General features: G+C 34.9%; 18 protein-coding genes. 13 read left to right on the forward strand and 5 right to left on the reverse strand.

What is annotated here, in order from left to right:
- The 5 genes from Q0U74_RS05285 to Q0U74_RS05305 all read right to left on the reverse strand — a co-directional run.
- Window positions 1-613: hypothetical protein (locus Q0U74_RS05285; protein ID WP_297393069.1), on the reverse strand; the 613-nt coding region annotated here is incomplete at its 3' end.
- A gap of 4 nt (window positions 614-617) precedes the next feature.
- Window positions 618-1,955, reverse strand: coding sequence for a hypothetical protein (locus tag Q0U74_RS05290; protein WP_297393070.1), 1,338 nt, complete (start codon window positions 1,953-1,955; stop codon window positions 618-620).
- On the reverse strand, window positions 1,939-3,738 hold the full coding sequence (locus Q0U74_RS05295; RefSeq protein ID WP_297393071.1) for an ATP-binding protein: 1,800 nt from the start codon (window positions 3,736-3,738) through the stop codon (window positions 1,939-1,941). The genes Q0U74_RS05290 and Q0U74_RS05295 overlap by 17 nt, the downstream gene beginning before the upstream one ends.
- Window positions 3,738-4,442, reverse strand: coding sequence for a response regulator transcription factor (locus Q0U74_RS05300; RefSeq protein ID WP_297393072.1), 705 nt, complete (start codon window positions 4,440-4,442; stop codon window positions 3,738-3,740). Before Q0U74_RS05300 ends, Q0U74_RS05295 begins: the two co-directional genes overlap by 1 nt.
- An 11-nt stretch (window positions 4,443-4,453) precedes the next feature.
- Complete coding sequence (locus Q0U74_RS05305; RefSeq protein WP_019125379.1) at window positions 4,454-4,939, reverse strand: Lrp/AsnC family transcriptional regulator; 486 nt, start codon at window positions 4,937-4,939, stop codon at window positions 4,454-4,456.
- A 190-nt stretch (window positions 4,940-5,129) separates the two neighbouring features.
- Here Q0U74_RS05305 and Q0U74_RS05310 point away from each other — a divergent pair, with 190 nt between their 5' ends.
- The 13 genes from Q0U74_RS05310 to Q0U74_RS05370 all read left to right on the forward strand — a co-directional run bounded on the left by Q0U74_RS05310 (window position 5,130) and on the right by Q0U74_RS05370 (window position 23,119).
- Complete coding sequence (locus Q0U74_RS05310; protein ID WP_297393074.1) at window positions 5,130-5,702, forward strand: GNAT family N-acetyltransferase; 573 nt, start codon at window positions 5,130-5,132, stop codon at window positions 5,700-5,702.
- Window positions 5,703-5,705: 3 nt separating this feature from the next.
- A complete protein-coding gene (locus tag Q0U74_RS05315; RefSeq protein ID WP_297393075.1) occupies window positions 5,706-6,716 on the forward strand; it encodes a DnaD domain protein in 1,011 nt (336 codons plus the stop codon).
- Window positions 6,691-7,647: an ATP-binding protein gene (locus Q0U74_RS05320; RefSeq protein ID WP_297393076.1), complete on the forward strand. Its 957-nt coding sequence runs from the start codon at window positions 6,691-6,693 to the stop codon at window positions 7,645-7,647. Before Q0U74_RS05315 ends, Q0U74_RS05320 begins: the two co-directional genes overlap by 26 nt.
- Window positions 7,648-7,658: 11 nt before the next feature.
- Complete coding sequence (locus Q0U74_RS05325; protein ID WP_297393077.1) at window positions 7,659-8,861, forward strand: pyridoxal phosphate-dependent aminotransferase; 1,203 nt, start codon at window positions 7,659-7,661, stop codon at window positions 8,859-8,861.
- A complete protein-coding gene (locus Q0U74_RS05330; protein WP_297393078.1) occupies window positions 8,848-9,129 on the forward strand; it encodes a hypothetical protein in 282 nt (93 codons plus the stop codon). The genes Q0U74_RS05325 and Q0U74_RS05330 overlap by 14 nt, the downstream gene beginning before the upstream one ends.
- Before the next feature lie 87 nt (window positions 9,130-9,216).
- Complete coding sequence (locus Q0U74_RS05335; protein ID WP_297393079.1) at window positions 9,217-10,818, forward strand: potassium/proton antiporter; 1,602 nt, start codon at window positions 9,217-9,219, stop codon at window positions 10,816-10,818.
- Window positions 10,819-10,826: 8 nt separating this feature from the next.
- Window positions 10,827-11,231: a hypothetical protein gene (locus Q0U74_RS05340; protein ID WP_297393081.1), complete on the forward strand. Its 405-nt coding sequence runs from the start codon at window positions 10,827-10,829 to the stop codon at window positions 11,229-11,231.
- Between the two features lie 390 nt (window positions 11,232-11,621).
- A complete protein-coding gene (locus Q0U74_RS05345) occupies window positions 11,622-13,061 on the forward strand; it encodes an APC family permease (protein ID WP_297393082.1) in 1,440 nt (479 codons plus the stop codon).
- 20 nt (window positions 13,062-13,081) lie between these two features.
- Window positions 13,082-14,404, forward strand: coding sequence for a M18 family aminopeptidase (locus tag Q0U74_RS05350; RefSeq protein WP_297393083.1), 1,323 nt, complete (start codon window positions 13,082-13,084; stop codon window positions 14,402-14,404).
- A 167-nt stretch (window positions 14,405-14,571) separates the two neighbouring features.
- Window positions 14,572-15,294 carry an alpha/beta fold hydrolase gene (locus tag Q0U74_RS05355; RefSeq protein ID WP_297393084.1) on the forward strand — a complete coding sequence of 241 codons (723 nt, stop codon included), beginning with the start codon at window positions 14,572-14,574 and terminating at the stop codon, window positions 15,292-15,294.
- Window positions 15,294-17,810, forward strand: a complete 2,517-nt coding sequence (gene mprF, locus Q0U74_RS05360; RefSeq protein WP_297393085.1) for a bifunctional lysylphosphatidylglycerol flippase/synthetase MprF — start codon at window positions 15,294-15,296, stop codon at window positions 17,808-17,810. The genes Q0U74_RS05355 and mprF overlap by 1 nt, the downstream gene beginning before the upstream one ends.
- A 286-nt stretch (window positions 17,811-18,096) precedes the next feature.
- Entirely contained in the window at window positions 18,097-19,458 is a 1,362-nt protein-coding gene (purF, locus tag Q0U74_RS05365) for an amidophosphoribosyltransferase (protein ID WP_297393086.1), read from the forward strand.
- A complete protein-coding gene (locus tag Q0U74_RS05370) occupies window positions 19,448-23,119 on the forward strand; it encodes a phosphoribosylformylglycinamidine synthase (protein WP_297393087.1) in 3,672 nt (1,223 codons plus the stop codon). Before purF ends, Q0U74_RS05370 begins: the two co-directional genes overlap by 11 nt.
- Window positions 23,120-23,217 lie beyond the last annotated feature (98 nt).

Genomic DNA, 23,217 nt, shown 5'->3' on the forward strand with positions numbered 1-23,217 from the left:
AGACATTTAACCAAAGTCTATCCATGGACATGACACCTCTTGAGTCGATGACAAAATTTGTGTAGGAAGACTCAAGGGGTATGGAGTCAAAAACTTTTGTGTAATTTAAAATATATTTGTCGCCATCTATTTGGTAGTAGGAGAGATAAATGTCTCTGGTGTCATATTTTTTCTCCAATAAAAATTTTTGGGCAATATTTTGTGCATCTTCAAGGTTATCTATCTTATATTTATTTTTCTTGTTTCTATTTTCGTAGAAGGCTCTCCTGCCATTAACAAGGTTTACATATTCGTCGCCAAGAGAAATCTCTGCAAGGTCTGTACTTGGTCTTGCCACCTTGCCCTTGCCCCTAAAGTATCTGTCATTGATGTCTTCTTCGGATGAAGTTTCAAAGGAAACTAGGACTGAAGGAAGTTTTTTCCTTCGTCTTGGGATTTTTGTTTCAAGACTTATATTTTTTTCTGCCAAGAGGTCAGTTACTTCCCTAATAAAATCTCTTCTAGTGGATTCGTTTCTCAGCCTAAAATTATTGTAATTTGAGTAGAAAAACAAAATTGCATTGGCAACTAAGAGGGCTATTATTAAAATTTTTTTTATTTTTTTCCAATCCATAATATTACCTTACCATCATTAGCTTTCCACTTTCAGTGTTAAAATAATAAATATTTCCCATATAAGTCATCTCGTAGACAAGCATTGGTGCCTCTGCCTCCTGGCTATTAAAGCTTAGGTAGACAAGGTTTAAATTGTCTACAGAAGCTAGGACATCCATAGTTTTTTTGTAGTCAAAGAGGTCCCTATTTTTATTTATAATCCTGTGAATGGCTTCTAGATAAATTTTTTCTCTCTTGTAAATAGGGTTGTCGTCCTTTCTGATGTAGTACTCACGATAATTTTTTACAAATTCAGAGTAGACATCAATTTCTATAAAGCTGTGCTCCTTTGAAGGGAGGACTAGAGGTATTTGTCCGTCCTTTAAGTTAAAGAAAAATCTGTAGCCAAGGTTTTCGTTGTAGTCGCAGGGCTCAATTTTTTCAAGATAAATTCCTGAGCTTATGCCAGTTTTTTGGGCAATAAATTCCACAGCCCTATCTAGGCACTTATTGAGGTCTCTTGACTTCACATCAAAAAGTGATTCAAGAGAATATTCTATTATGCCTTCAGAGGAAAGAGAGAGGTACTCATTTTCATAGATGTAAGTGTTTTTGCCGTCTACAGTTAATTCTCTAATGTAATCAATGGGCACATCTAAAAATCTTTCGGCAAGAGTTGACTTCTTGTCCTCTTCCAAATTATTTAGACCAGACACATAGGAAACCTTTTGAAGAGACAGGTAGTCCTCGTCGGGAATGTAGATGTCCTTTTTAATTCCATAGGCCTCATAAAAGTTTATGGCACGAAGACCCTTAGCCTTTACTTCAGTAAGGATATGGTCAATGGGAAAGTCCACCTTTATGTCAATTAGCTTGTAAAAATTCTTGCTGCCAGAGATGTAAATTTCTCCAGTGTCAGAAATATAAATGGAGTCAACGCTTAGGTTTATGTCGTTGGAATTTCTGTCGTCGCCAATTAAATTTACAAAAACAGAGCCAGATAGGGGCGAATTAAATTTAAAAACAAGGGACTTTTGCTTTTGAAGGTTTAAATACTCTTCAGTGTCAATTAATTTTAAATTTTCAGAAGTTGCCCTTTGCAGTTTTTCAGAAATATCTTCGGCAGTTTCCTTCCAATATTCTCCTAGGTCAGTTGTCACATAGTGGTCTCTCTCGCCAAAGTTTGCAATAATCCTTTGGGGAGTTAAAATTTCCTTTAAAAATTCATTTACATCGCCAATGGATTTTTCGCTTTCGTCCCTTGTGTCAAAGGAAAGCCAAAGATTTTTTGATTGAAAAACTAAGAGTAGAATCAAAAAAATTATGGCAGTGGTGGATAAAGATCTATGAAATTTCTTCATCTTCATCACCTGCTTTAAATAGGAGCCTAATGCTTGTGCCCTCGCCAAAAACTGATTCAACTTTTAGACTTCCACCAAGGGATTTTATCATTTCATTGGCAATAGAAAGGCCTAGACCAGTGCCGCCCATTTCCCTACTTCTTCCCTTTTCAACGCGGTAAAACCTTTCTGTAATTCGCGGCAAGTCTTCCTTAGGTATGCCTATGCCGTTGTCAGATACTCTTATCTCAACAAAGTCATCAAGATTTTTTGCAGTGATAGAAATTTTTCCATTATCAGGAGTGTACTTGCAGGCGTTGGAGATAATATTTGTAAGAATTTGGTCTGCCCCATTTCTGTCGGCATAAATGTCTTTTACATCCATGGCTATGTCAAGTTCAATTTTGTGATTTTTTTGGCTGATTAATAGGGATTGAGACTCAATTGCCTCGTCAATAAACTCGTAGGTGTCAAACTTCACAAGCTTCAAGTTGTCCTTGTTGTAGTCAATATTTGATAGAGATAATAGGTCTGTTACAATCCTAGACATTCTTGAATTTTCTCTGTCGATGACCTTTAAGAATTTCTTTTCAGAGGTCCTATCTAAGTCGCTATCAAGAAGAGTTTCTGTGTAGGATTTTATAGTTGTAATAGGAGTCTTTAGCTCGTGACTTACATTTGCCACAAATTCTTTACGCATAATGTCAAGCATGTGGTCTTTATTTACATCTTGAAGAACTATTATTAGTCCAGAATTTATAAGAGCATCAGACTTGTAGGGCGCGTACTTAATTTTGTAAAAGGTGTCAGAAATTTTTGTAAGCTCTTCACCCTTTAAAGTCTCTTCCTTTTTGTAATCAATGTTGTAGAGATTTATACTCTTTAAATTTATTTCACGCTTAAAGTCCTTTTCAGAAATATTTAAAATTTTCTTGGCAATGGAATTGGCGTGAATTAGTTTGTTGTTCCTGTCAATGGCTATTACGCCTTCAGCCATGTAGTTAAAAATTGTGTCAAGTTTTGACCTTTCAAGGTCCATCTTCTCGATAGTTTCGCGAAGTTCCTTTGTTAAGAAGTTAAACATGAGACCAAGTTCGCCAATTTCGTCGTCGCTTTTAACTTCAACGCTTTGGTTAAAGTTACCCTTAGCCATGGCCTTGGCCTTTTTTGTGAGAGTACGAATGGGACCTGTAATGGAGTTGGCAATAAAATATCCCAAAATTGCAGTTGTGATAAGAGAAATTATTGTTGCGTAAGTAATTATTACCTTGGAGTCCTCGATTACAGAGTAAATAGAATTTAAGTTTCTCGTCATATAAATAATGGCAAGAATTTTTCCGTCGCCAGACAAAATTGGTCTAGCAATATGTTTTTCAACATTGCCTTCATTTTTGTATTCCACAATTTTTTCGCGAGTCTTGCCCTTTAGTGCGTCCATGACAAGTTTTGGCTCAATGAACTTTAAGGAATAGGCATCTAGGGAATCCTTTGAGGAAATATTTTTTGTGGAGGCAAGAATTTTTGGAGCCTGGTCAGAGGATATGATGTAGGCAGATTCTTCACTGGAAATACCCCAGTCTTTTAGAGTTTGGTCAAGCTGGGGTAGTGTTTTGTAATTATTATCTTTAAAAAAAGCTGATGTTGTAGTTGCAAGGGTGTCCATGGTTTTTACCATGGCAGTAGTTGCAGTTTCGATTTGCACATTTTCAAGCCTATCGATTATAAAGGTAGATGCAATAAACATGGAAATCAAAACAAGTACAACATAAATTAAAATAAATCTCGATTTAATAGAGTGATTCATTAGCCTTCACCATTATCTGATGCGAATAAGTATCCAACTCCTCTTTTAGTCTTGATGTATTTAAAGTCTTTATTTTCATCTTCGATTTTTTCGCGGAGTCTTCTCACAGTTACATCCACTGTTCTTATATCGCCATAGTATTCATATTCCCAAACTTCTTCAAGGAGTTCTTCTCTTGAAAAAACAATGCCTGGGTGTGAAGCTAAATATTTTAAAAGTTCAAACTCGCGAAGAGTCAACTCAATATTTTCGCCCTTTCTTCTAACTTGGTATTTATTTAAGTCGATTTCAAGGTCCATTACCTTTAAAACTCTTGTGTCCTCTTCCTTTTTTTCTTGGGCATCAAAGCGCCTTAGTACTGCCTTGACTCTGGCAAGGAGTTCTCTCATAGAGAAGGGCTTAACTACATAGTCGTCTGCCCCAAGTTCAAGACCAAGGACCTTATCCACTTCGTCTTCTCTTGCTGTCAGCATAATGACAGGCACATCAGAAGACTTTCTAATTTCTCTTAAGGTTTCAAAGCCATTTAATTTTGGCATCATTATGTCAAGTAGAATTAAATCGTAATTATTTTCACTTGCAAGCTCAATGGCACTTTTGCCGTTGTCGGCAGTGTCGATGATGTAACCTTCCTTTTCAAAATTAAATTTTATAATATCAGATATTGCAGATTCATCGTCTACTACAAGTATTTTATCTTCCATAAAACCATCCTTTATTCTTTATCAATTTTTGTAAAAATTTCGTCATTTCCCTTTTCTGAGTACAAAATCAATAGAGTTTTCGTGTCAAGTATTCCATCTATCTTTAAAATCATATCATAAAACCTAGTGAGGTCGGAAGTGTTTACAGTTTTTATGCGAAGCATAATGCAGTGCTCGCCAGTGACTCTGTAGCATTCAAAAATTTTAAATTTTTCATCTTTTATTTCCATGATCTTAGAGATTAGTCCCTTGAAGTCATTTGTATTTACCTTGGCAAGTACATAAGTGTCTACATTGTAGCCGATTTTTTGCCAATCAACTAGGACCTTGTAGCCCTTAATAAAGCCAGCGTCTTCCATCTTATATATTCTTCTATGGATGGCAGGTCTTGTAAGATTTAATTTCTTAGAAATATCTTCGTGGCTCATCCTTCCGTTTTTTCTCAAGAGTTCCAAAATTTCGATATCAATTTCATCTAAATTTTCATTTTTTCTCATAAAAGTTCTCCCCGTTACGAATTGTATAATTTTTTTTATTTACCTTACCTTATTTTAACATAAAATAAAAAAAATGAAATAAAATTAAACTTTATATAAGAAAAGATAAATTGTGAAGAAAAAATTTAAAAAAGCGATACTTCTTTATAGAGTTGGGAAAATAGTATATAATAACTTGCAGGAGGCTCCTATGGAAAATTTTTCAGCTCTTACTTTTAGAAAAATGACTTTAGAGGATGTTTTTACTTTTAGAAATTGGGGAAGACATGATTCAATTTTATTTTTAGAATATAATTTTCTTGAAGAGAGAGATAAAGATATTGAGGATTGGTACAGGTGGAAGACCAATAGACCATTTTCTGAATACTATGTAGTTCTCCTTGAAGAAAAAATTATTGGCTACCTTTCTTTAAAAAACATCAGCAAATTTTTAAAAAGAGGAGAACTGGGAATAGTTCTCGATTCAAATTATACAAATAGGGGCATTGGCAAAAAAATTTTAAAGATCTTTTTAGATGACTTAAAAAAGAGAGGCTTTAGAAAGATAATTTTATTTGCCGCAACTTATAATGAGAGAGCCATAAAAGTTTATAAGAGTCTGGGCTTTAAGGAGAAAAATAAATTTCTAATGCGCTTTACCAATGGCAATTACGACGAAAATAATCCTGATTTTATAAAGCACTGGGACTCCTTTAAAATTATTTTTAACAGAACTTATAACTATGCCATAAAAATGGAATTAGACCTGGAAAGAGATTGGTGAGATATGTTTTTACTAGAAAAAAATAAATACGACCTAGGAGAAACTTCCCTAGAAAATATTTTTATAAATGATTTTATGCCTGGCGCCAATGGCGAATTTGTAAAAGTTTATATTTTAGGCTACAAATTTGCCAGAGAAAATAGAGAAGACATCACTAACGAAAAGCTCGCCGATTACCTTGGCATACTGGAGTCAGATGTATTTAGGGCTTGGCAGTACTGGCAAAAAATGGGCATAGTTGAGCTTGAAGGCGACAAGGTAAAGTTTATAAATTTAAAGGAACTTTACATCAACAATGTCTACAACTTAAAGGAAGAGAAAAAGGATGAAAAGGGCTATTCAGAAATTGTAGAAAATCCAACCTATGCCAACCTACTGACAAGGGCTGAATTTTTAATGAGAGAGCCCATTGCTCCAATGAAAAAAATTGACATAATAAATTGGATAACTTCTTACAATATGCCAGCAGATTTAATTGAAGAGGCATTTTTTTACACAACAGAAATTAAGGGAATCTACAATATTTCCTATGTTGAACAAGTAGTAAGAAATTGGTCCAGAGACAACATTAGGACCATGGAAGATGTGGAGAAGTCCTACATTGAGCACGACCTAAAATATTACAGGTATAAAAAGGTTATGCGCTATATTGGCGTGGACAAAAAATTCTCTCAAGCTGATTTTAATATTATTAATTCTTGGTTTGACGAATTTAATTTTTCAAAGGATCTTATTCTTGCTGCCTGCAACAGAACTTCAAAAATTTCCAAGCCCAATGTCAGCTATGTTGACGCCATTCTTAGAAAATGGAAAGAGCTTGGCATAAATTCTGTGGAAGAAATCGAAGATAAGGATCAAAAGAAAAAGAAGAGAAAGCCAACTGCTTTTCACAATTTTAAGCAAATAACTGACAAGTATTCTGAAGAAGAACTTTTTAATGTGGCAATGAGAAAACAGCGTGAAGGCTTTAAAAAATTAGGTGTAGATTATGGAACTGACGGCAAAGATAAGTAATTATTACGAAAACCTGAGAAGGAAAAATGCAGAAATTCAGGAAAAGAGATTGGAAGAAATTTACAAAAAAATTCCTGAAATAAGAGAAATTGATGGATTAATAAGAGATATTGCCCTTCGGGCATCAATTGAGCAGATTAAAAATCCAAACCAGGACAAGTCCCTTGAGGAATCGGAAAAAATTTATAATTTAAAGCTCAAAAAGATGGACTTTTTAGAGAAAATGGGCTATCCTAGAGATTATCTAAGTGAGATTTACACTTGCAAGGATTGTCACGACACAGGAATAAAGGAAGACAATGAGAAATGTCACTGCTTAAAGAGATTAATTGTCTCAGAGCTATATGATATGTCCTCTATTTCTTACATGCTTGAAAAGGAAAATTTTGACAAATTTGACTTGAATATTTTTTCTGAAAAGGTTTATGAAAAATATAAGATGTCTCCAAGAGAAAATATGAGAAATATTCTCGCCCTTTCAAAGAATTTTATCAAGACCTTTGATGAGAAGAATGATTTGAATTTGCTCCTTTGGGGACCAACTGGTCAGGGCAAGACCTTTTTACTTAACTCTATAGCAGCTGAACTTATAAATAAGGATGTCATAGTTATTTATCAAACTGCATATGAAGTTTTAAAGACAATTGAAGATAGAAAATTTAAAAATATAGATGACGATAGGTATGATTTGTACTTTGAGTCCGATCTTTTAATCGTAGATGATCTTGGTATTGAGTTTGTAAATTCTTTTACAACCTCAGAAATTTTTAACATTATAAACACAAGACTATTAAGAGGCAAGAAAACTTTAATTTCCACAAATTTATCACCCAAGGAACTTTCAGAAACTTACACTGATAGAGTTTTTTCCAGGGTTTTTCAAAAATTTGTGCCAATTAGATTTTTTGGACCGGACCTAAGATGGCAATGAAGGGAGAAAAGATGAAATTATCAGAAAGAATTGAAAAAATTGAGTATTCAGCAATAAGAAAGCTTACGCCATATGCTGACAAGGCAAAAAAGGAAGGAAAAAAGATTTATGAATTAAATATTGGTGCACCAGATATTGATGTGCCAGATACTTATTATGAAACTTTTCAAAATTTTAGAAGAGGACCACTTCCCTATGCCTATGCACAAGGACTTCTTGAACTAAGACTTGCCACTGCAAATTATTATAAAAATAGAAATATAAAATTTGATGCCGATGACATTTACATCACCAACGGTGCCAGTGAAGCAATTTTATTTACCTTCCAAGTAATTGCCAATGAAGGCGATGTTATTCTTACAACTGACCCCTTCTACACAAATTACATGACAGTTTTTGAACAACTTGGCATTGAACTTGATGCCTTTAAGACTGACCCAGATAAGGGCTTTGCTCTACCAGATGAAGAAGAAATTGAAAAACACATTAGTGACAAGACAGTTGCAATTTTACTTTCAAACCCAACTAATCCAACGGGAGCTCTTTATTCTGAAGAAGAAATTTTGAGAATTGTAAATCTTGCAAAGAAGCACGACTTATACATTATTGCTGACGAAGTTTATAGAGAATTTGTCTACGATGGCAATACTTATAAGTCCTTTGGAGAAGTTGAAGGAATTGAAGAAAATTTAATTTTAATTGACTCCATTTCCAAGAGATTTGGTGCTTGTGGCGCAAGAATTGGCTCTGTTGCATCAAAAAACAAGAGATTTAACGATGGAATAAATAAACTTTGCAACTGCAGACTTGCTGCATCAACTATTGAACAAGTAGCTGCTGCAAAATTATATGGAATTGACAAGTCCTATTTTGAAGCTGTAAATAAAGAATATCAAAAGAGAAGAGATGTTATCTACGAAGAACTAATTAACATTCCTGGCGTAACTGTAAAAAAACCAAAGGGAGCCTTTTATGTAATGCCAAAACTTCCTGTTGATGATACAGAAAAATTTGCAGTTTGGATGATTGAAAACTTCGACATTGATGGTGAAACTCTAATGTTTGCACCAGCTAAGGGATTTTTCAAAGACAAAGAAGAGGGAAAGCAAATGATAAGACTTGCCTTTGTACTTAACACTGATTCCTTGAGAAAGGCAATGAGAATTTTAAGAGAAGGCATTAAGGCCTATAATAGTGAAAATGAAAAGAGATAAGATTTTAAAAATTCTAGAAAAAATAGTAATTTTTCTAGTAACTCTTGTGATGATTTCAGTTCTTGCCAACCAATATATAAAGACTAGTGCAGGTGCAATAAATGAGAGCCTTAGAATGGCACAAATTGTCCTTGCTATATTGATAGTTTTTTTAACGCTTCTCATGGCTATAATTAATAAAAATAAGGGCTTGTTTTTTGTACTACTTGGCTTTTACGCTTTGACTATTTTACTTTTCTTTGTATTTAAATCTGCAAATAGAATTTAAATTGTGAGTATTTTAATAAAAATGAGATATAAAAAAAATATGGAACTGTCTTAGGCAGTTCCTTTTTTAAAAGAAAGAAGGGAAATTATGAATCTGTTACTTATAACGTTGGTACTTTTACTGGCAATTATAGCCACAAAAATTTCAAATAGATCAGGTCTTCCTGCCCTGCTTTTGTTCTTGGCAATGGGAGTTACCTTTTCTGCCCTGGGCTATGATTTTAACAACTTTAAGGTTGCAGAAAATATTGCAAGTCTTTCCCTTATGATAATAATTTTTTACGGTGGCTTTGGTACTAACTGGACTATGGGTCGAGAAAGGGCAAGGGAATCCATAAGCCTTGCAAGTCTTGGAGTCTTTGCCACAGCCATACTTACGGGACTTTTCTGCCACTACATTTTAAAAATTAACTTTTTGGAATCAATGTTACTTGGCTCAGTAGTTGCCTCTACTGACTATGCAGCCGTATCAAATATTTTAGTTTCAAAAAACCTAAACCTAAAATATTCTACTGCGCCACTTCTTGAAATCGAAAGTGGCTCTAACGACCCTACAGCCTATACCATGACCATGGTCTTCTTGTCACTTCTATCAGGCTATAGCGTCTCCATTCCAATAATAATTTTGCAACAAGTTGTCCTTGGCATAATTGGAGGATTTTTGCTGGGCTTTGTTTTTAAAAAGCTCATAGAAATTTTATCTCTTGACGAAGACGGACTTTTTTCAGTTTTTATAGCCACAATGATGATAGGAACCTATGCCCTTACATCACTAGTTGGCGGCAATGGATTCTTGGCACTATACATCCTTGGCATTTACATTGGCAACCACGAGTTTAGAAGGAAGAGAGATGTTGTATTTTTCTACGACGGACTCTCAACGATTTTCCAAATAGCAATGTTCTTCCTCTTGGGACTTTTATCAGATATACATTTAATAATAAAGGCTATACCAATAGGCTTTGTCATTGCAATTTTCATGCTCTTAGTGGCAAGACCACTTACAGTCTTTGGACTTATGGCACCCTTTAAGATGAAAAAAAATCAGCTTACCCTAATTTCTCTAGCAGGACTTAGGGGAGCAGCAGCCATTGCCTTTGCCATAATGGTTGTAAATAGAGACATAAATTTATCCATAGACATCTTCCACATAGTTTTTGTAATTTGTATATTTTCACTTTTAATCCAGGGAACGGCACTGCCCTTTGCCACGAAAAAGCTTGATATGTATGACCCAGACGACACAGTTCTCAGGACCTTTAATTATTATTCAGACAAGACAGATCTTGAATTTATAAAAACCCATGTATCAAAAACTTCTCCTTGGGTGAATAAAAAAATATCTGATATAGAAATTGCCTTTAACATAATAATTGCAAAAATAGAAAGAGAGGGCAAGAGCATTGTCCCAAGGGGCAACACCTACCTTAGAGATGGCGATGTAATTGTCCTTGGCGGCGAAGGATATTTCGATGCCACCGGAGAGGACCTACTGGAAATAAAAATTTCTGAGACACATAAGTGGGCAAATAAGAGAGTAAGGGACATTCACATTGGAAAAGATGAGCTAATAATTATGGTAGAGACTCCAAGTGGAGAAATAATTGTGCCAAGGGGAAATACTATTTTAAAGCCAGGAGACAGGGCAGTTATATCTAAGGAATCCAATGAAATAGAAGATCCGGAATAGGAGGAAATATGTCTGACTTAAAGGAAATAAAGGAAGCACAAAAGGCACTTTTAGATTTAAAAGATGAAATTGACTCAGTAATAAAAGAGACAGAAAGTGCAAGTAGATGGGGAATCTTTGACATTTTTGCAGACTCAAGCTTAGTTGGCTTTGTAAAAAGAGGAAAGATAAAGGACATCAACTCAGGCCTCGAAATTATTCGCGAAAAATTAGAAGTTGCAAAAAAAGAACTTGGCGATGTTAGAATAAATTTAGATGAAGAAATAAGTGACACAAGTTACGATTTTTTTGTAGATGTAATCTTCGACAACATCTTTACAGACCTAAGAGTAAATAGGGAAATAAAGGAGATAAGGGAAAATTTATTTGACCTTAGAGATAGAGTAGAAGAAATTTTAAAAAAATTAAATTAGATTTTAAAATTAACAATGAAAAGTTAAAGTAAAATCCTCGAGTGGTCGAGGATTTTTTTTGTGGAAAATTTTTTTCATAGAAAAAATGTATAGTTAAGATAAAAACCCAAGCCCAGAAGATAGAAGGACCAAGGTAATAAAATTGTTTTTTTAAAATATAAATTATTAAAAATATTTTAAAAACAAAAAATCTACTCACTACTGTAAAAGGATACAATCATGTATTTTACAAGATTCTAAACTTTATATACCAACTGATTTAAAGCACTATAGAACTTTTGATTCAATGTAAAAATGTTTTCTAAGATTATGAATTATACTAGACTACAAATTTTTTTAAGGTTATAATTAATTTAAATCATGCAATTATATTATGAGAGGAGAAAAAATATGCAAGATTCACAACAAAAGAAAATCAAGTGGTTTATGCTGTCCTTTATGGCATTTTCTACTTTATGGGGTTTTGGAAATGTTGTTAACGGTTTCGTTTTCTTTAACGGAATTCAAGTAATATTTTCATGGATCCTAATGTTCGCACTTTACTTTATACCTAACGCCCTTATGGTAGGGGAACTTGGTTCATCCTTCAAGAACGAAGGTGGCGGAGTTACTTCATGGATTAGAGCAACTTCAAGCGATAAGTTAGCTTATTATGCTGGTTGGACTTATTGGGCATGTCATATTACTTACATAGCTTCAAAGGGTTCAGGTGGACTAAAGGCAATGAGCTGGATGTTTTTCCAAAACGCAGAAGTTTATGATTCACTTCCAACTGCCTATGTTCAACTAGCTACTTTAGCAGTATTTTTAATTTTCTGTTGGGTAGCAAGTAGAGGTCTTAACCCACTTAAAAATCTAGCAACTATTGCTGGTTCAAGTATGTTTGTCATGGGTATTCTTTACATCTTAATGATGCTAGCTGCTCCAAAAATCAATCCAAATGGTGGTTACCAAGCTATGGACTGGTCTCTTGACAATTTAATTCCAACTTTTGATATGAAGTATTTCACAAGTTTATCAATCCTTGTTTTTGCTGTTGGTGGTATTGAAAAGATGAGTCCTTATGTAAACCACATGGAAGGAAATTCATCTAAGGAATTTCCTAAGGCAATGATCTTTGCTGCTGTCATGGTAATTATTTCAGCTATCTTTGGTACTATTGCCATGGGTATGATGTTTGACCCAGCTATTATAAATGCTGATACAGCAACTTTTGACTCTTATGCAGCTAACGGTGCTTATTGGGCCTTTGAAAAAGTTGGAGAATACTATGGCCTTGGCAATTCTATTATGATTATTTACGCCCTTTGTAACATGATTGGTCAATTTTCAACTCTTGTTGTAAGTATTGACGCACCACTAAGAATGTTACTTGACGACGACAAGACAAACCAATACATCCCAAGAAAGCTTCTTAAGAAAAATAAATATGGAGCTTACATTAACGGTATTAAACTTATAATTGTCCTTGCAGGTTCAATTATCCTTGCACAAATTCTAGTGCCAGGTGCTGCAACTGTTTTAAGACAATTAACAAAGCTTAACTCAATTACAATGCCCCTTCGTTACCTATGGGTATTCTTGGCATATATTTTCTTAAGAAAGAATAGAGGAGATGTAGAAAGAGAATTCTACTTTACTCGTAACCAAGGCATTGCATTATTCTTTGGCTTCTGGTGCTTCATAGTTACACTTGCTTGCTGTATGCTAGGTATGATTTCAGACGACCCAATGCAAATGGCACTTAATATTATTACACCACTTGTACTTGTTGCACTTGGAGTAATTTTACCAATGATTAGAGCAAAGGAAGATAGAAAATTAAGCTAAATTCCAAAAAGGAGGAAGTAATGAATTATTTAGAAACTTCAAAGGAATTGTTAGAATTTATTAAAAAGAGCGCAAGTATGTTTCACACAATTGACACTGTGAAATCCTATCTTGACGCAGAAAATTTTATTGAATTAAAGGAAGGCGAAAGCTGGAATATTGAAAAGGGCAAAAATTATTACACTACAAGAAATGATTCATCAGTAATTGCCTTTAAGGTTGGTAAAGACCTTTCAGACTACCATTACCAACTTGTAGCTTCACACTCTGACTCTCCAACTTTTAAAGTTAAGAGCATGCCAGAGCTTGAAGGAGCAGGAGATTATGTAAAATTAAATGTTGAAGTATATGGAGGACCAATTGATTGGACTTGGTTTGACAAACCTCTTACTCTAGCAGGAAGAGTTTTAGTTGAAGAAAAGGGAGAAATCACTTCAAAGCTTTTATACATTGATAAAGACATTTTAATTATTCCAGATGTTGCAATTCACATGAATAGAGAAGTAAATAAGGGTTATGAATTTAATAGACAAGTTGATTTACTTCCATTATTTACAGCTGGCGCAATGAAAAAGGGCGACTACGACAAGATGATTGCAGAAGAACTTGGAGTAAAGGTAGAACAAATTATTTCCAAAGACTTGTTCCTAGTAAATAGACAAGTTGGAAAAGTTTGGGGTTACAAGGATGAATTTGTATCATCACCAAAGCTTGACGACTTGGAATGTGCCTTCACATCACTAAAGGCCTTTATAGCAGGAAATAACCACAAGGCAGTAAATGTTTATGCTTGCTTCGACAACGAAGAAGTTGGCTCAAACACAAAGCAAGGTGCCATGTCAACACTTCTTCACGACACACTAAAAAGACTTAATGCATCTCTTGGCTATGACGAAGAAGAATACCACAAGGCAGTGGCAAAATCCTTCCTAGTTAGTGCAGACAATGCCCACGCAGTTCATCCAAACCACAAGGAATTAACTGACGATGAAAACAGAACTTTCATGAATAAAGGTATTGTTATAAAAGAAGCTGCCAACCAAAAGTACACATCAGACGCCTTTTCACAAGCAGTCTTTAAAAAGATTTGTGCCTTGGCAGAAGTTCCAGTGCAACACTTTGCCAACAGAAGCAACATGCAAGGTGGCTCAACTCTTGGAAACTTATCAAACACACAAGTTTCACTTCACGCAGTTGACATTGGACTTGCCCAACTTGCAATGCACTCAAATTATGAAACAGCAGGAGCAATGGACCCAGCTTACATGATTAAGGCCCTTACAAAATATTACAACTCAAATGTAAAAATTGAGGGCGCATCAAAAATTTCTGTTGAAGAATAATTTAGCTTCAAAATAATTTTGATTAATAAAATTTAAAAATAAGAGCAGGCTTAGCTTGCTCTTTTTTTTAAACTTTATTTAAAGGGGAAATTTTATATATAAATTTTATTTTTATTAAAAAGCTTTTATTTTAACTAAAAAGTTTTAAAGGTGATAGAATATGGTTGGTGAGGGTTTTGGATAAATTTATTGAAATGCGCGACGGTGCAAAAATTTTTGTAAAAATTCTTGGAAGTGGCGAGCCACTTTTACTGCTACATGGAAATGGTGACGACTATTCCTTTTTTGAGAAGCAAATTGTCGTCTTTAAGAAGGACTTTTTAGTCATAGCTATGGACACAAGAGGACATGGCAAAAGCGACAAAAATTATTCTTTAAATTTTGAGGACTTGTCCCTTGATGTCTATGATGTCCTGGAAGCATTAAATATAGAGGCCATAAATATTTTGGGCTTTTCTAACGGGGCAAATCTCGCCCTAACTTTTGCAAAAAATTATCCCAAGAGAGTTAAGAGGCTTATTTTAAATTCTCCTAACAAGGATTTTTCACAGATAAAATTTATACCTAGAATCAGTAGCTATATTTTTTATTACAACCTAAAAATATTATCCAAAATTTTTACAGGACTTAGAAATTATTTTTCTGTTTACAAATTAATTTTTGATAAAATAAAGATTGTGGATTCCGACTACAAAAAGTTTGATTTTCCAGTTTTAATTATTGCTGGCGAGAGGGACTTAATTTATCTTTATAATTTCCACAATATTGCTAAAAAAATAAAAAAATCTAAATTATATATTATAAAAAATCACGGACACAAGGTGGCAAGGACTAAGCCTTACGAATACAACAAAGTGGTTCTTGATTTTTTAAAAAGAGAGGTTAATTAATGGAAAAATTAAAAAAATTTGCCAAGGGAATTAAGCCGATTTTTCTCTTTGGCGTAATTCTTTTAGTAATTCTTGAATTTACAAAACTTAGAAGGGAAATTTCCCTGGAAGAAGTTTCAAATATTTTTTATGAAATTTCTTTAATAAAAATTTTTTCCATGGCAGTCTTGGGTCTTCTTGCCTTTTCTCCCATGATTTTCTACGATTTACTTTTGAGTAATTTCTTGAAATTAGATAGGGACAAAAATTACATCGTCAAAAGATCTATAACTGTAAATTCTTTTAACAACTTAATTGGCTTTGGCGGTCTTATAAATATTGGACTTAGGATGAGATATTTTGGCGAGGGCAAGGAAGACAAGCACTTTTTAAAATTTTTGGTGAAGTCTCTTTTCTTTGACTTTGCAGGTCTTTCCTTTTTGGCACTTACATCTCTAGTGTTTTTAATTTTTTATGAGAGCAAAATTTTAATCAATTATAAAATTTGGTTACTGGGAGCAATTCTCTACTATCCTGTTTTATTTTTCCTTTCAAAAATTAGAAATGATGGAGAGCTTTCCATTTCAAAAAAATATGCCACAGAAGTTTCTCTTGTGTCAATTTGTGAGTGGACCTGTGCAGGGTTTTTCTTCTCCTTCATTGGATTTTTGCTTGGCATAAGACTTAATATTTTTATAATTATTTCTGCCTTTATAATTGCAAACATAATTGGGATTTCTTCCTTTATACCAGGCGGACTTGGCTCTTTTGAACTTGTAATAATAACTGCCTTTTCTTCTATGGGAATTGAAGATGAAAGAGTCTTAACCTGGCTACTTCTCTACAGAATTTTTTATTACATTATTCCTTTTATCTTTGGACTTGTATTTTTCCTTCATGACTTGGGCAGCATCTTTGACGAGAAAAATGATAAGATTCCCTCTAGGCTTATAAAGTCTCTGGGACTTGACCTTCTCTCCTTCTTTTTGTATTTGACGGGAAGTTTTATGATTTTATCTGCAACTATTCCAGAGGAGATGAATGAACATTACTGGCTAAGTCAGTTTAGTCCCCTATACGCAAACTTGATTTACCAATTTCCAAGTCTGATCTTTGGAGTATCCTTTATAATTTTAGGCCGAGCCAACAGAGAAAAGGTGGAGAAGGCACCAAGACTTACAATAATTTTTCTCATCTTAGCTCTTATTTATTCCTTTTTAAGTGGCTTTGGAATAATTGAAATGATATTTTTAATTTTAGTCATCTTTCTGGCAGTTTTCACGCGAAAAATGCCCTACAGAAAACAGCTAGTCTATTCCTTTGAAGCCATTACCATAGACAGCCTTTATTTTGTCGTAATTTCTGTAATTACAATTTATTTTATGGCAATAAATTATAGGCTAAAGCCGATTCATTACAGGGACTTCTTTGTAATTCCCTTTGAGAAAAGTTTTTTGCGATTTTCTATTATTTTTATACTTTTATTTATTTCCATGCGACTACTTTTGTTTTACTTTAAGGGAAAGAAAGTTAAGCTTGGAGAAAAAATGGATCTGGAAAAAGCTAGGAAGCTTTTAAGTGACTACGACGCTCCTGCCGAAGCACCACTTGCCCTAGTTGGCGACAAGGATCTTTATTATTACGAAGAAGAAGGAGTTATAACTTGTGGTCTTTCTATTTCAACTTACAAGGACAGAGTCATTGTCATGGGAGAGCCCTTTGGAAGGACCGAGGACTTTGACAAACTTCTAGAAAAATTTGTAAAAGAAGCAGACCTCTACGGTTACAAGCCAATTTTTTATGAAGTTGGACAAGGAGGAACTATAAAACTTCACGATTTTGGTTTTTCCTTTATAAAATTTGGCGAGACGGCAGCCCTAGATTTAGAGAAATTTAACTTAGAAGGTAGAGAGCACAAGTCACAGAGAAATGCCCTATCAAAGTTTGATAAATTAGGCTACACTTTTGAAGTCATAAAGCCGCCTTTTAATGATGAATTTTTGGATAGGCTTAAAGAAATTTCTGATGATTGGTTAGAAGGCAAAAGGGAGAAGGGATTTTCTCTTGGCTACTTTAATAGAGACTATTTAAACTTATGCCAGATGGCAGTGGCAAAGGATGCTAAGGGAAAAATTTTCGCCTTTGCAAATATTATGCCCAACCCCAATAAAACTTGGGTGACAATTGATTTGATGAGGTTTGAAAGAGAAAATGCGCCAAGTGGCATTATGGATTTTCTATTCTTGCAGCTCTTCTTATATTTTAAAGACCAAGGAAAAATTTATTTTGACCTGGGCATGGCGCCCCTTTCCAACGTTGGCATCAACACAAATAGTTTTGTGGAGGAAAAACTTGCCTACTTAGTTTACAAGTTTGGCTACAAATTTTATTCCTTTGAGGGACTGAGAGCCTACAAGGAAAAATTTGCTCCATCTTGGGAGCCAGTTTACCTCTCTTATCCCAACAAGTCTTGGCTACTTTATACTATGCTTGCCATTTTTTTAGTGGACATAAATGCAGCCAAGGATAATAATTGAAATTTAAATAATAAATAGGATTAGCCTTAGTACAATTTAATAAATTTATGATATAATTATTTTATTATGATTTGGAGGATTAGTTGTATGTTCTTTTGGCTTGAATTTGCAAATACTTTTATGAATAGATGCCATGGACCTCTTGACGCAATTTTTGCGACTAATTTTTCACCTAAAAGTTTTTTACGCTCATCTTTTGATGAGCTTTTTTAATTGGAGGAAGAATGAAAGATTTTTATTTTAATTTTTTAGGAAATTTTAAATTTAAGAAAGGGGTGTCGAAGTAATGTGTGGAGTTATTGGTATTTACTCACAAAGTAATGTGAGCAAAAAATTATTTTACGGACTTAATTCTCTTCAACACAGAGGACAAGAAGCCAGCGGTATTTGCGTCTTTGACGGAAAAAATATGGTTCTAGACAAGGGCATGGGACTTGTCTACGATAATTTTGACGACGAAAGTTTTATAAAATTAAAGGGAAATATTGGCATAGGTCATGTTCGATATGCAACTGCAGGTGGCTCCTATGAATACAATTCACAACCCCTACTTGCCTTCTCAAAGAATAGAGAGTTTGCCCTTGCCCACAATGGCAACCTAGTTAATCACAAATCAATTAGAAGAGAACTTGAAAATGAAGGTATGCTTTTTCAAACTGCCATTGACACAGAAGTTATTTTGTCCCTCGTTGCAAAATATTATGCAGGAGACATTATTGAAGCTGTGAAAAAAACTATGGCAAGAATAAAAGGTGCCTACAGCGTAGTAATGCTTTTTGAAGACAAGTTAGTTGCCTTTAGAGACCCCTATGGCTTTAGACCACTTTTAATTGGCAGGGCAAAAAACGGCGAAGTTATAATTGCCTCTGAAAATGCGCCTCTTGAAATAATTGGCACTGACGCCATAAGAGATGTTGAGCCTTCAGAAATTATCGTAGTAGATAAAAATGGAATACACTCAGACTTTTTCGAAAAAGAAAAAAATGAACACTGCATCTTTGAATATGTATATTTTGCAAGAACTGATGCCACTCTTGACGGCGTAAACTCCTACAACTTTAGGAGAAGATGTGGAGAAATTTTATCCAAAGAAGCTCCTGTGGATGCCGACATTGTAATTGCAGTTCCAGACTCAGGAACACCTGGAGCTATGGGCTATGCACAAGAATCAGGCATTCCTTTTGCTGAAGGTCTTGTAAAAAATAGGTACATGGGAAGAACTTTTATAAAACCAACAGCTGAAGAGAGAGAACTTTCTGTTAAATTAAAATTAAATCCACTAGAAACAGTTTTGCGTGGCAAGAGAATTGTCTTAGTAGACGACTCCATAGTAAGGGGAACAACTTCCAAAAATCTTATCACGAGAATGAAAAAAGCTGGAGCCAAGGAAGTTCACATGAGAATAGTTTCTCCTCCAGTAAAATATCCTTGTTTCTATGGTATTGACACGCCATCAAGAAAGAAACTTATTGCCGCAAACTATTCTGTTGAAGAAATGAGAGAGAGAATCGGCGCAGATTCCCTTGCCTTTATATCCATGGAAGGGATGTTAGATGCTACTTTGATGAAAGAAGATGTTTTCTGCAAAGCCTGCTTTAATGGTGATTATGCAGTAGAGCCAAAGGAGTTAGTTGAAGATGAAAAATAATGTAAAGAGAATTTATATTGCAAAAAAAGATGAATTCGATCACCAGTCAAAATCCCTTAGAGAAGAAATAAAAACTTCTCTTGGTATTGATGCTACTTACTTAAAAACTTACAGAAGATACGATGTAGATGTATCAGATGAAACTCTTGATAAGACCATGGCATCTGTCTTTTACGAAGCGCCAGTGGAAGATGTTTATTATAAAGACTACAAAAAGTTGGAAGGATCCTTTGAAAATCCAATAGGCATCCAATACCAAGCTGGACAATTTGACAACAGAGAAGATGGACTTGTTCAAACTATTGCCCTTTTCACAGATGAAAAAGTTAGGGCAAAGGTGACAGAAGTTTACGACATTGGCGGCGTAGATGAAGGTGAACTTGAAAAAATTAAAAAGTTTTTGATAAATCCAGTTGACTCACAAGAAGTTGATGTTTATGCAGAAACTATTTTGAGAGAAGATGCAAAGAAAAATCACGAAAATCTTGTCTATGAAGGCTTTAATGACTTAGATGAGGAAGGCTTAAAGAAATTCGTGGATGAAAAATCTCTTGCCATGAGCCCAGAAGACTTAAAAGTTTTGCAAGATTATTTCAAGTCTGAAAATCGCGACCCAAATGAAACGGAAGTTGCCATAATTGACACTTATTGGTCAGACCACTGCAGACACACGACTTTTAACACTGAGCTTGACATTGACTTTGATGTGGTTACTGAACTTGACAAGGAAATAAAGAGAGCCTTTGATGCTTATCTTGACATGAGAAGAGAACTTGACATAATAAAGCCAATTACCCTAATGAGCCTTGGCACAATTTTATCCAAGGAACTTAGAAAAAATGGCAAGCTTCAAGATTTAGAAGTTTCATCAGAAATAAATGCCTGCTCTGTAAAGATTAAGGCTAAGGTAGAAGTTGATGGTAAGGTTGAAGACCGCGACTACCTATTAATGTTTAAAAATGAAACTCACAACCACCCAACAGAAATTGAACCTGTTGGCGGTGCCTCAACTTGCCTTGGCGGTGCCATAAGAGACCCACTTTCTGGCAGATCCTATGTATATCAAGCCATGAGAGTTACAGGAGCAGGCGACCCTTTCACTCCAATTGAAAAAACTTTAAAGGGAAAACTTCCACAAAAGAAAATTGTAACTGAAGCGGCAATTGGATACTCATCTTATGGCAACCAAGTTGGCGTTGCAACTGGTCTTGTTGACGAATTATACCACCCAGGCTATGTGGCAAAGAGAATGGAAACTGGCGCAGTTATAGCAGCTTGTCCTCTTGAAAATGTTAAGAGAATTGAACCTACAGAAGGCGACATCATAATTCTTCTTGGCGGTAGAACTGGTAGAGATGGCATTGGTGGAGCAACTGGTTCATCAAAATCTCACAAGGTTTCTTCTATTCAAACTGAATCTGCCCAAGTGCAAAAGGGAAATGCACCTGAAGAGAGAAAAATTCAAAGATTATTTAGAAATCCAAAGGCAGCAAAGTTAATTAAAAAATGTAACGACTTTGGGGCAGGCGGAGTTTCCGTTGCCATAGGAGAACTTGCCGATTCAATTGAAGTTAAACTTGACAAGGTTCCCCTAAAATACATGGGCTTAAAGCCAAGAGAAATTGCAATTTCTGAATCACAAGAGAGAATGGCAGTTGTCGTTGCAAAAGAAGATGTGGATAAATTTATGGACTTGGCAGATAAGGAAAACTTGGAAAGCACAGTAGTTGCAAGAGTAACTGGTGACAATAGACTAAAGATGTATTACGAAGATGAAATTATCTGCGACATGAGTTATGATTTTGTAAACCAAACTGGAGCAAAGAGAAAAGAAGAAGTTGAGGTTACTTCTGAAGATTTCCCAGAATTTTTAGTTAATAAAGATGGAGTAGAAGATTTAGAAAAATATTTATCTGACTTAAATATAACTTCAAAGAAAAATATGATTGAACGCTTTGACTCCTCAGTAGGAGCAGCAACTGTCCTTCAACCTCTTGGCGGCAAAAAGCAAAATACACCAGCCCAAGTTATGGCAGCACTTATTCCAACAGATGATGGCGAGTCAAAAACAGCATCTCTTATGTCCTATGGTTTTAATCCAAAACTCTCTGTTGAGTCACAATATCTTGGAGGCTACTACGCAGTAATTGAATCTATTGCAAAACTTGTTTCAGCAGGGGCACCCCTTGCTGGCATAAGACTTTCCTTCCAAGAATTTTACGAAAAAATGGACAACAAAAATGCCTGGTCAAAACCACTTAAATCTCTACTTGGAGCCTTGACTGCATCAAGATATTTTGACGCACCGCCAATTGGGGGCAAGGACTCCATGAGTGGAACCTTCGAAGACATTAGCGTGCCACCAACACTTATTTCCTTTGCAGTAAATACTGTTGAGGCAAAAAATATTATCAGTCCAGAATTTAAGGGCATAGGAAAAATTGGTCTTATAAGGACAGATAGAGAGCACATTGGCACACTTAACCTTGAAGAAACTAAGGAAAACTTTATAAATTTACAAAATGAAATAAGGAAGGGAAATATAATTTCTGCGGCAGCCATAAATCACAAGGGCACACTTCCACAAATTTTTGAAATGGCAATAGACAATGTGGGCTTTGATCTTCAAGTAGAAGATTTATACTCACCTCTTTATGGATCCTTTGTAGTTGAATATAAGGAAGACAGAGACTTTATAGAAAAAATTGGCGACTTTAGAGATGACTACGAAATGTATGTAAATGGCAAAAAATTAGATGTAGAAAAATTATCTAATGCTTACCTTAAGACAATGGATAAAATCTTTAAGCCAGTAGACTCAAATAAATTAACTGAAGTTAAACAAAAAGAAGCTCCTAAGAGAAGGATGAAGTCCAAGAAGCCAGTAGATGAGGTTAAGGTAATAATACCAGCCTTCCCTGGCACAAACTCAGAATACGACACAGCAAGAGCCTTTGAAAGAGCTGGAGCAAGTGCAGAAGTTATAGTATTTAAAAACAAGGACAATGAAAAAGTTAAAGAATCTATAGAAGAGTTGGCAGAAAAAATTTCTAAGGCACAAATCCTAGCAATACCTGGCGGATTTTCACTTGGTGACGAACCAGGCGGTTCAGGTAAATTTATAGCCAATGTAATTAGATCTGAAAAAGTTAAGGCAGCAATAGAAAAACTTTTAGGCGAAAATGACGGACTAATACTTGGGATTTGTAACGGCTTCCAAGCCTTAATTAAGACAGGACTTCTACCTTACGGTGAGATTAAAGACCTAGAAGAAGACGACCCAACTTTAACATATAACACTTGCAACAGACACATAGCAAGAGTTGTAGACACTAAGGTTGTGTCAAATAATTCACCATGGCTTGCTAAACTTGAAGTAGGAAAAACTTACAAGGTGCCAATTTCTCACGGCGAAGGAAGATTTATAGCAAGTAAAGAAAAGCTTGATGAAATTCTAGAAAATGAACAAGTGGCAATTTGCTACGAAGACGCACCTAATGGCTCAATGTTAAATGTAGAAGCCTTGATGTCAAAGGACGGCAAGATCCTTGGCAAGATGGGCCACAGCGAAAGAGTATTAGAAGAAACCTTTAAAAACATACCAGGCATAGAATTAGAAGACATCTTCACAGCAGGCGTAGAATTTTTTAAGGAAGACTAAGTTTTTAAAATAATAAAAAAATTTGGGGCTACATTTGTAGTCCCTTTATAATGCTAATTTTTAAGAGTATAATTTAGGAAAGAAAATTTTTAAAGAAG

The sequence above is a fragment of the uncultured Peptoniphilus sp. genome, from assembly GCF_946998875.1.
In the GTDB taxonomy this organism is placed as follows: Bacteria; Bacillota; Clostridia; order Tissierellales; family Peptoniphilaceae; genus Peptoniphilus_A.

Excerpts from the sequence above, each read along its gene's own strand:
- Q0U74_RS05290 (WP_297393070.1), bottom strand. The coding sequence starts at position 1,955 with ATGAAGAAATTTCATAGATCTTTATCCACCACTGCCATAATTTTTTTG.
- Q0U74_RS05295 (WP_297393071.1), bottom strand. The coding sequence starts at position 3,738 with ATGAATCACTCTATTAAATCGAGATTTATTTTAATTTATGTTGTACTT.
- Q0U74_RS05300 (WP_297393072.1), bottom strand. The coding sequence starts at position 4,442 with ATGGAAGATAAAATACTTGTAGTAGACGATGAATCTGCAATATCTGAT.
- Q0U74_RS05305 (WP_019125379.1), bottom strand. The coding sequence starts at position 4,939 with ATGAGAAAAAATGAAAATTTAGATGAAATTGATATCGAAATTTTGGAA.
- Q0U74_RS05310 (WP_297393074.1), top strand. The coding sequence starts at position 5,130 with ATGGAAAATTTTTCAGCTCTTACTTTTAGAAAAATGACTTTAGAGGAT.
- Q0U74_RS05315 (WP_297393075.1), top strand. The coding sequence starts at position 5,706 with ATGTTTTTACTAGAAAAAAATAAATACGACCTAGGAGAAACTTCCCTA.
- Q0U74_RS05320 (WP_297393076.1), top strand. The coding sequence starts at position 6,691 with ATGGAACTGACGGCAAAGATAAGTAATTATTACGAAAACCTGAGAAGG.
- Q0U74_RS05325 (WP_297393077.1), top strand. The coding sequence starts at position 7,659 with ATGAAATTATCAGAAAGAATTGAAAAAATTGAGTATTCAGCAATAAGA.
- Q0U74_RS05330 (WP_297393078.1), top strand. The coding sequence starts at position 8,848 with ATGAAAAGAGATAAGATTTTAAAAATTCTAGAAAAAATAGTAATTTTT.
- Q0U74_RS05335 (WP_297393079.1), top strand. The coding sequence starts at position 9,217 with ATGAATCTGTTACTTATAACGTTGGTACTTTTACTGGCAATTATAGCC.
- Q0U74_RS05340 (WP_297393081.1), top strand. The coding sequence starts at position 10,827 with ATGTCTGACTTAAAGGAAATAAAGGAAGCACAAAAGGCACTTTTAGAT.
- Q0U74_RS05345 (WP_297393082.1), top strand. The coding sequence starts at position 11,622 with ATGCAAGATTCACAACAAAAGAAAATCAAGTGGTTTATGCTGTCCTTT.
- Q0U74_RS05350 (WP_297393083.1), top strand. The coding sequence starts at position 13,082 with ATGAATTATTTAGAAACTTCAAAGGAATTGTTAGAATTTATTAAAAAG.
- mprF (WP_297393085.1), top strand. The coding sequence starts at position 15,294 with ATGGAAAAATTAAAAAAATTTGCCAAGGGAATTAAGCCGATTTTTCTC.
- purF (WP_297393086.1), top strand. The coding sequence starts at position 18,097 with ATGTGTGGAGTTATTGGTATTTACTCACAAAGTAATGTGAGCAAAAAA.
- Q0U74_RS05370 (WP_297393087.1), top strand. The coding sequence starts at position 19,448 with ATGAAAAATAATGTAAAGAGAATTTATATTGCAAAAAAAGATGAATTC.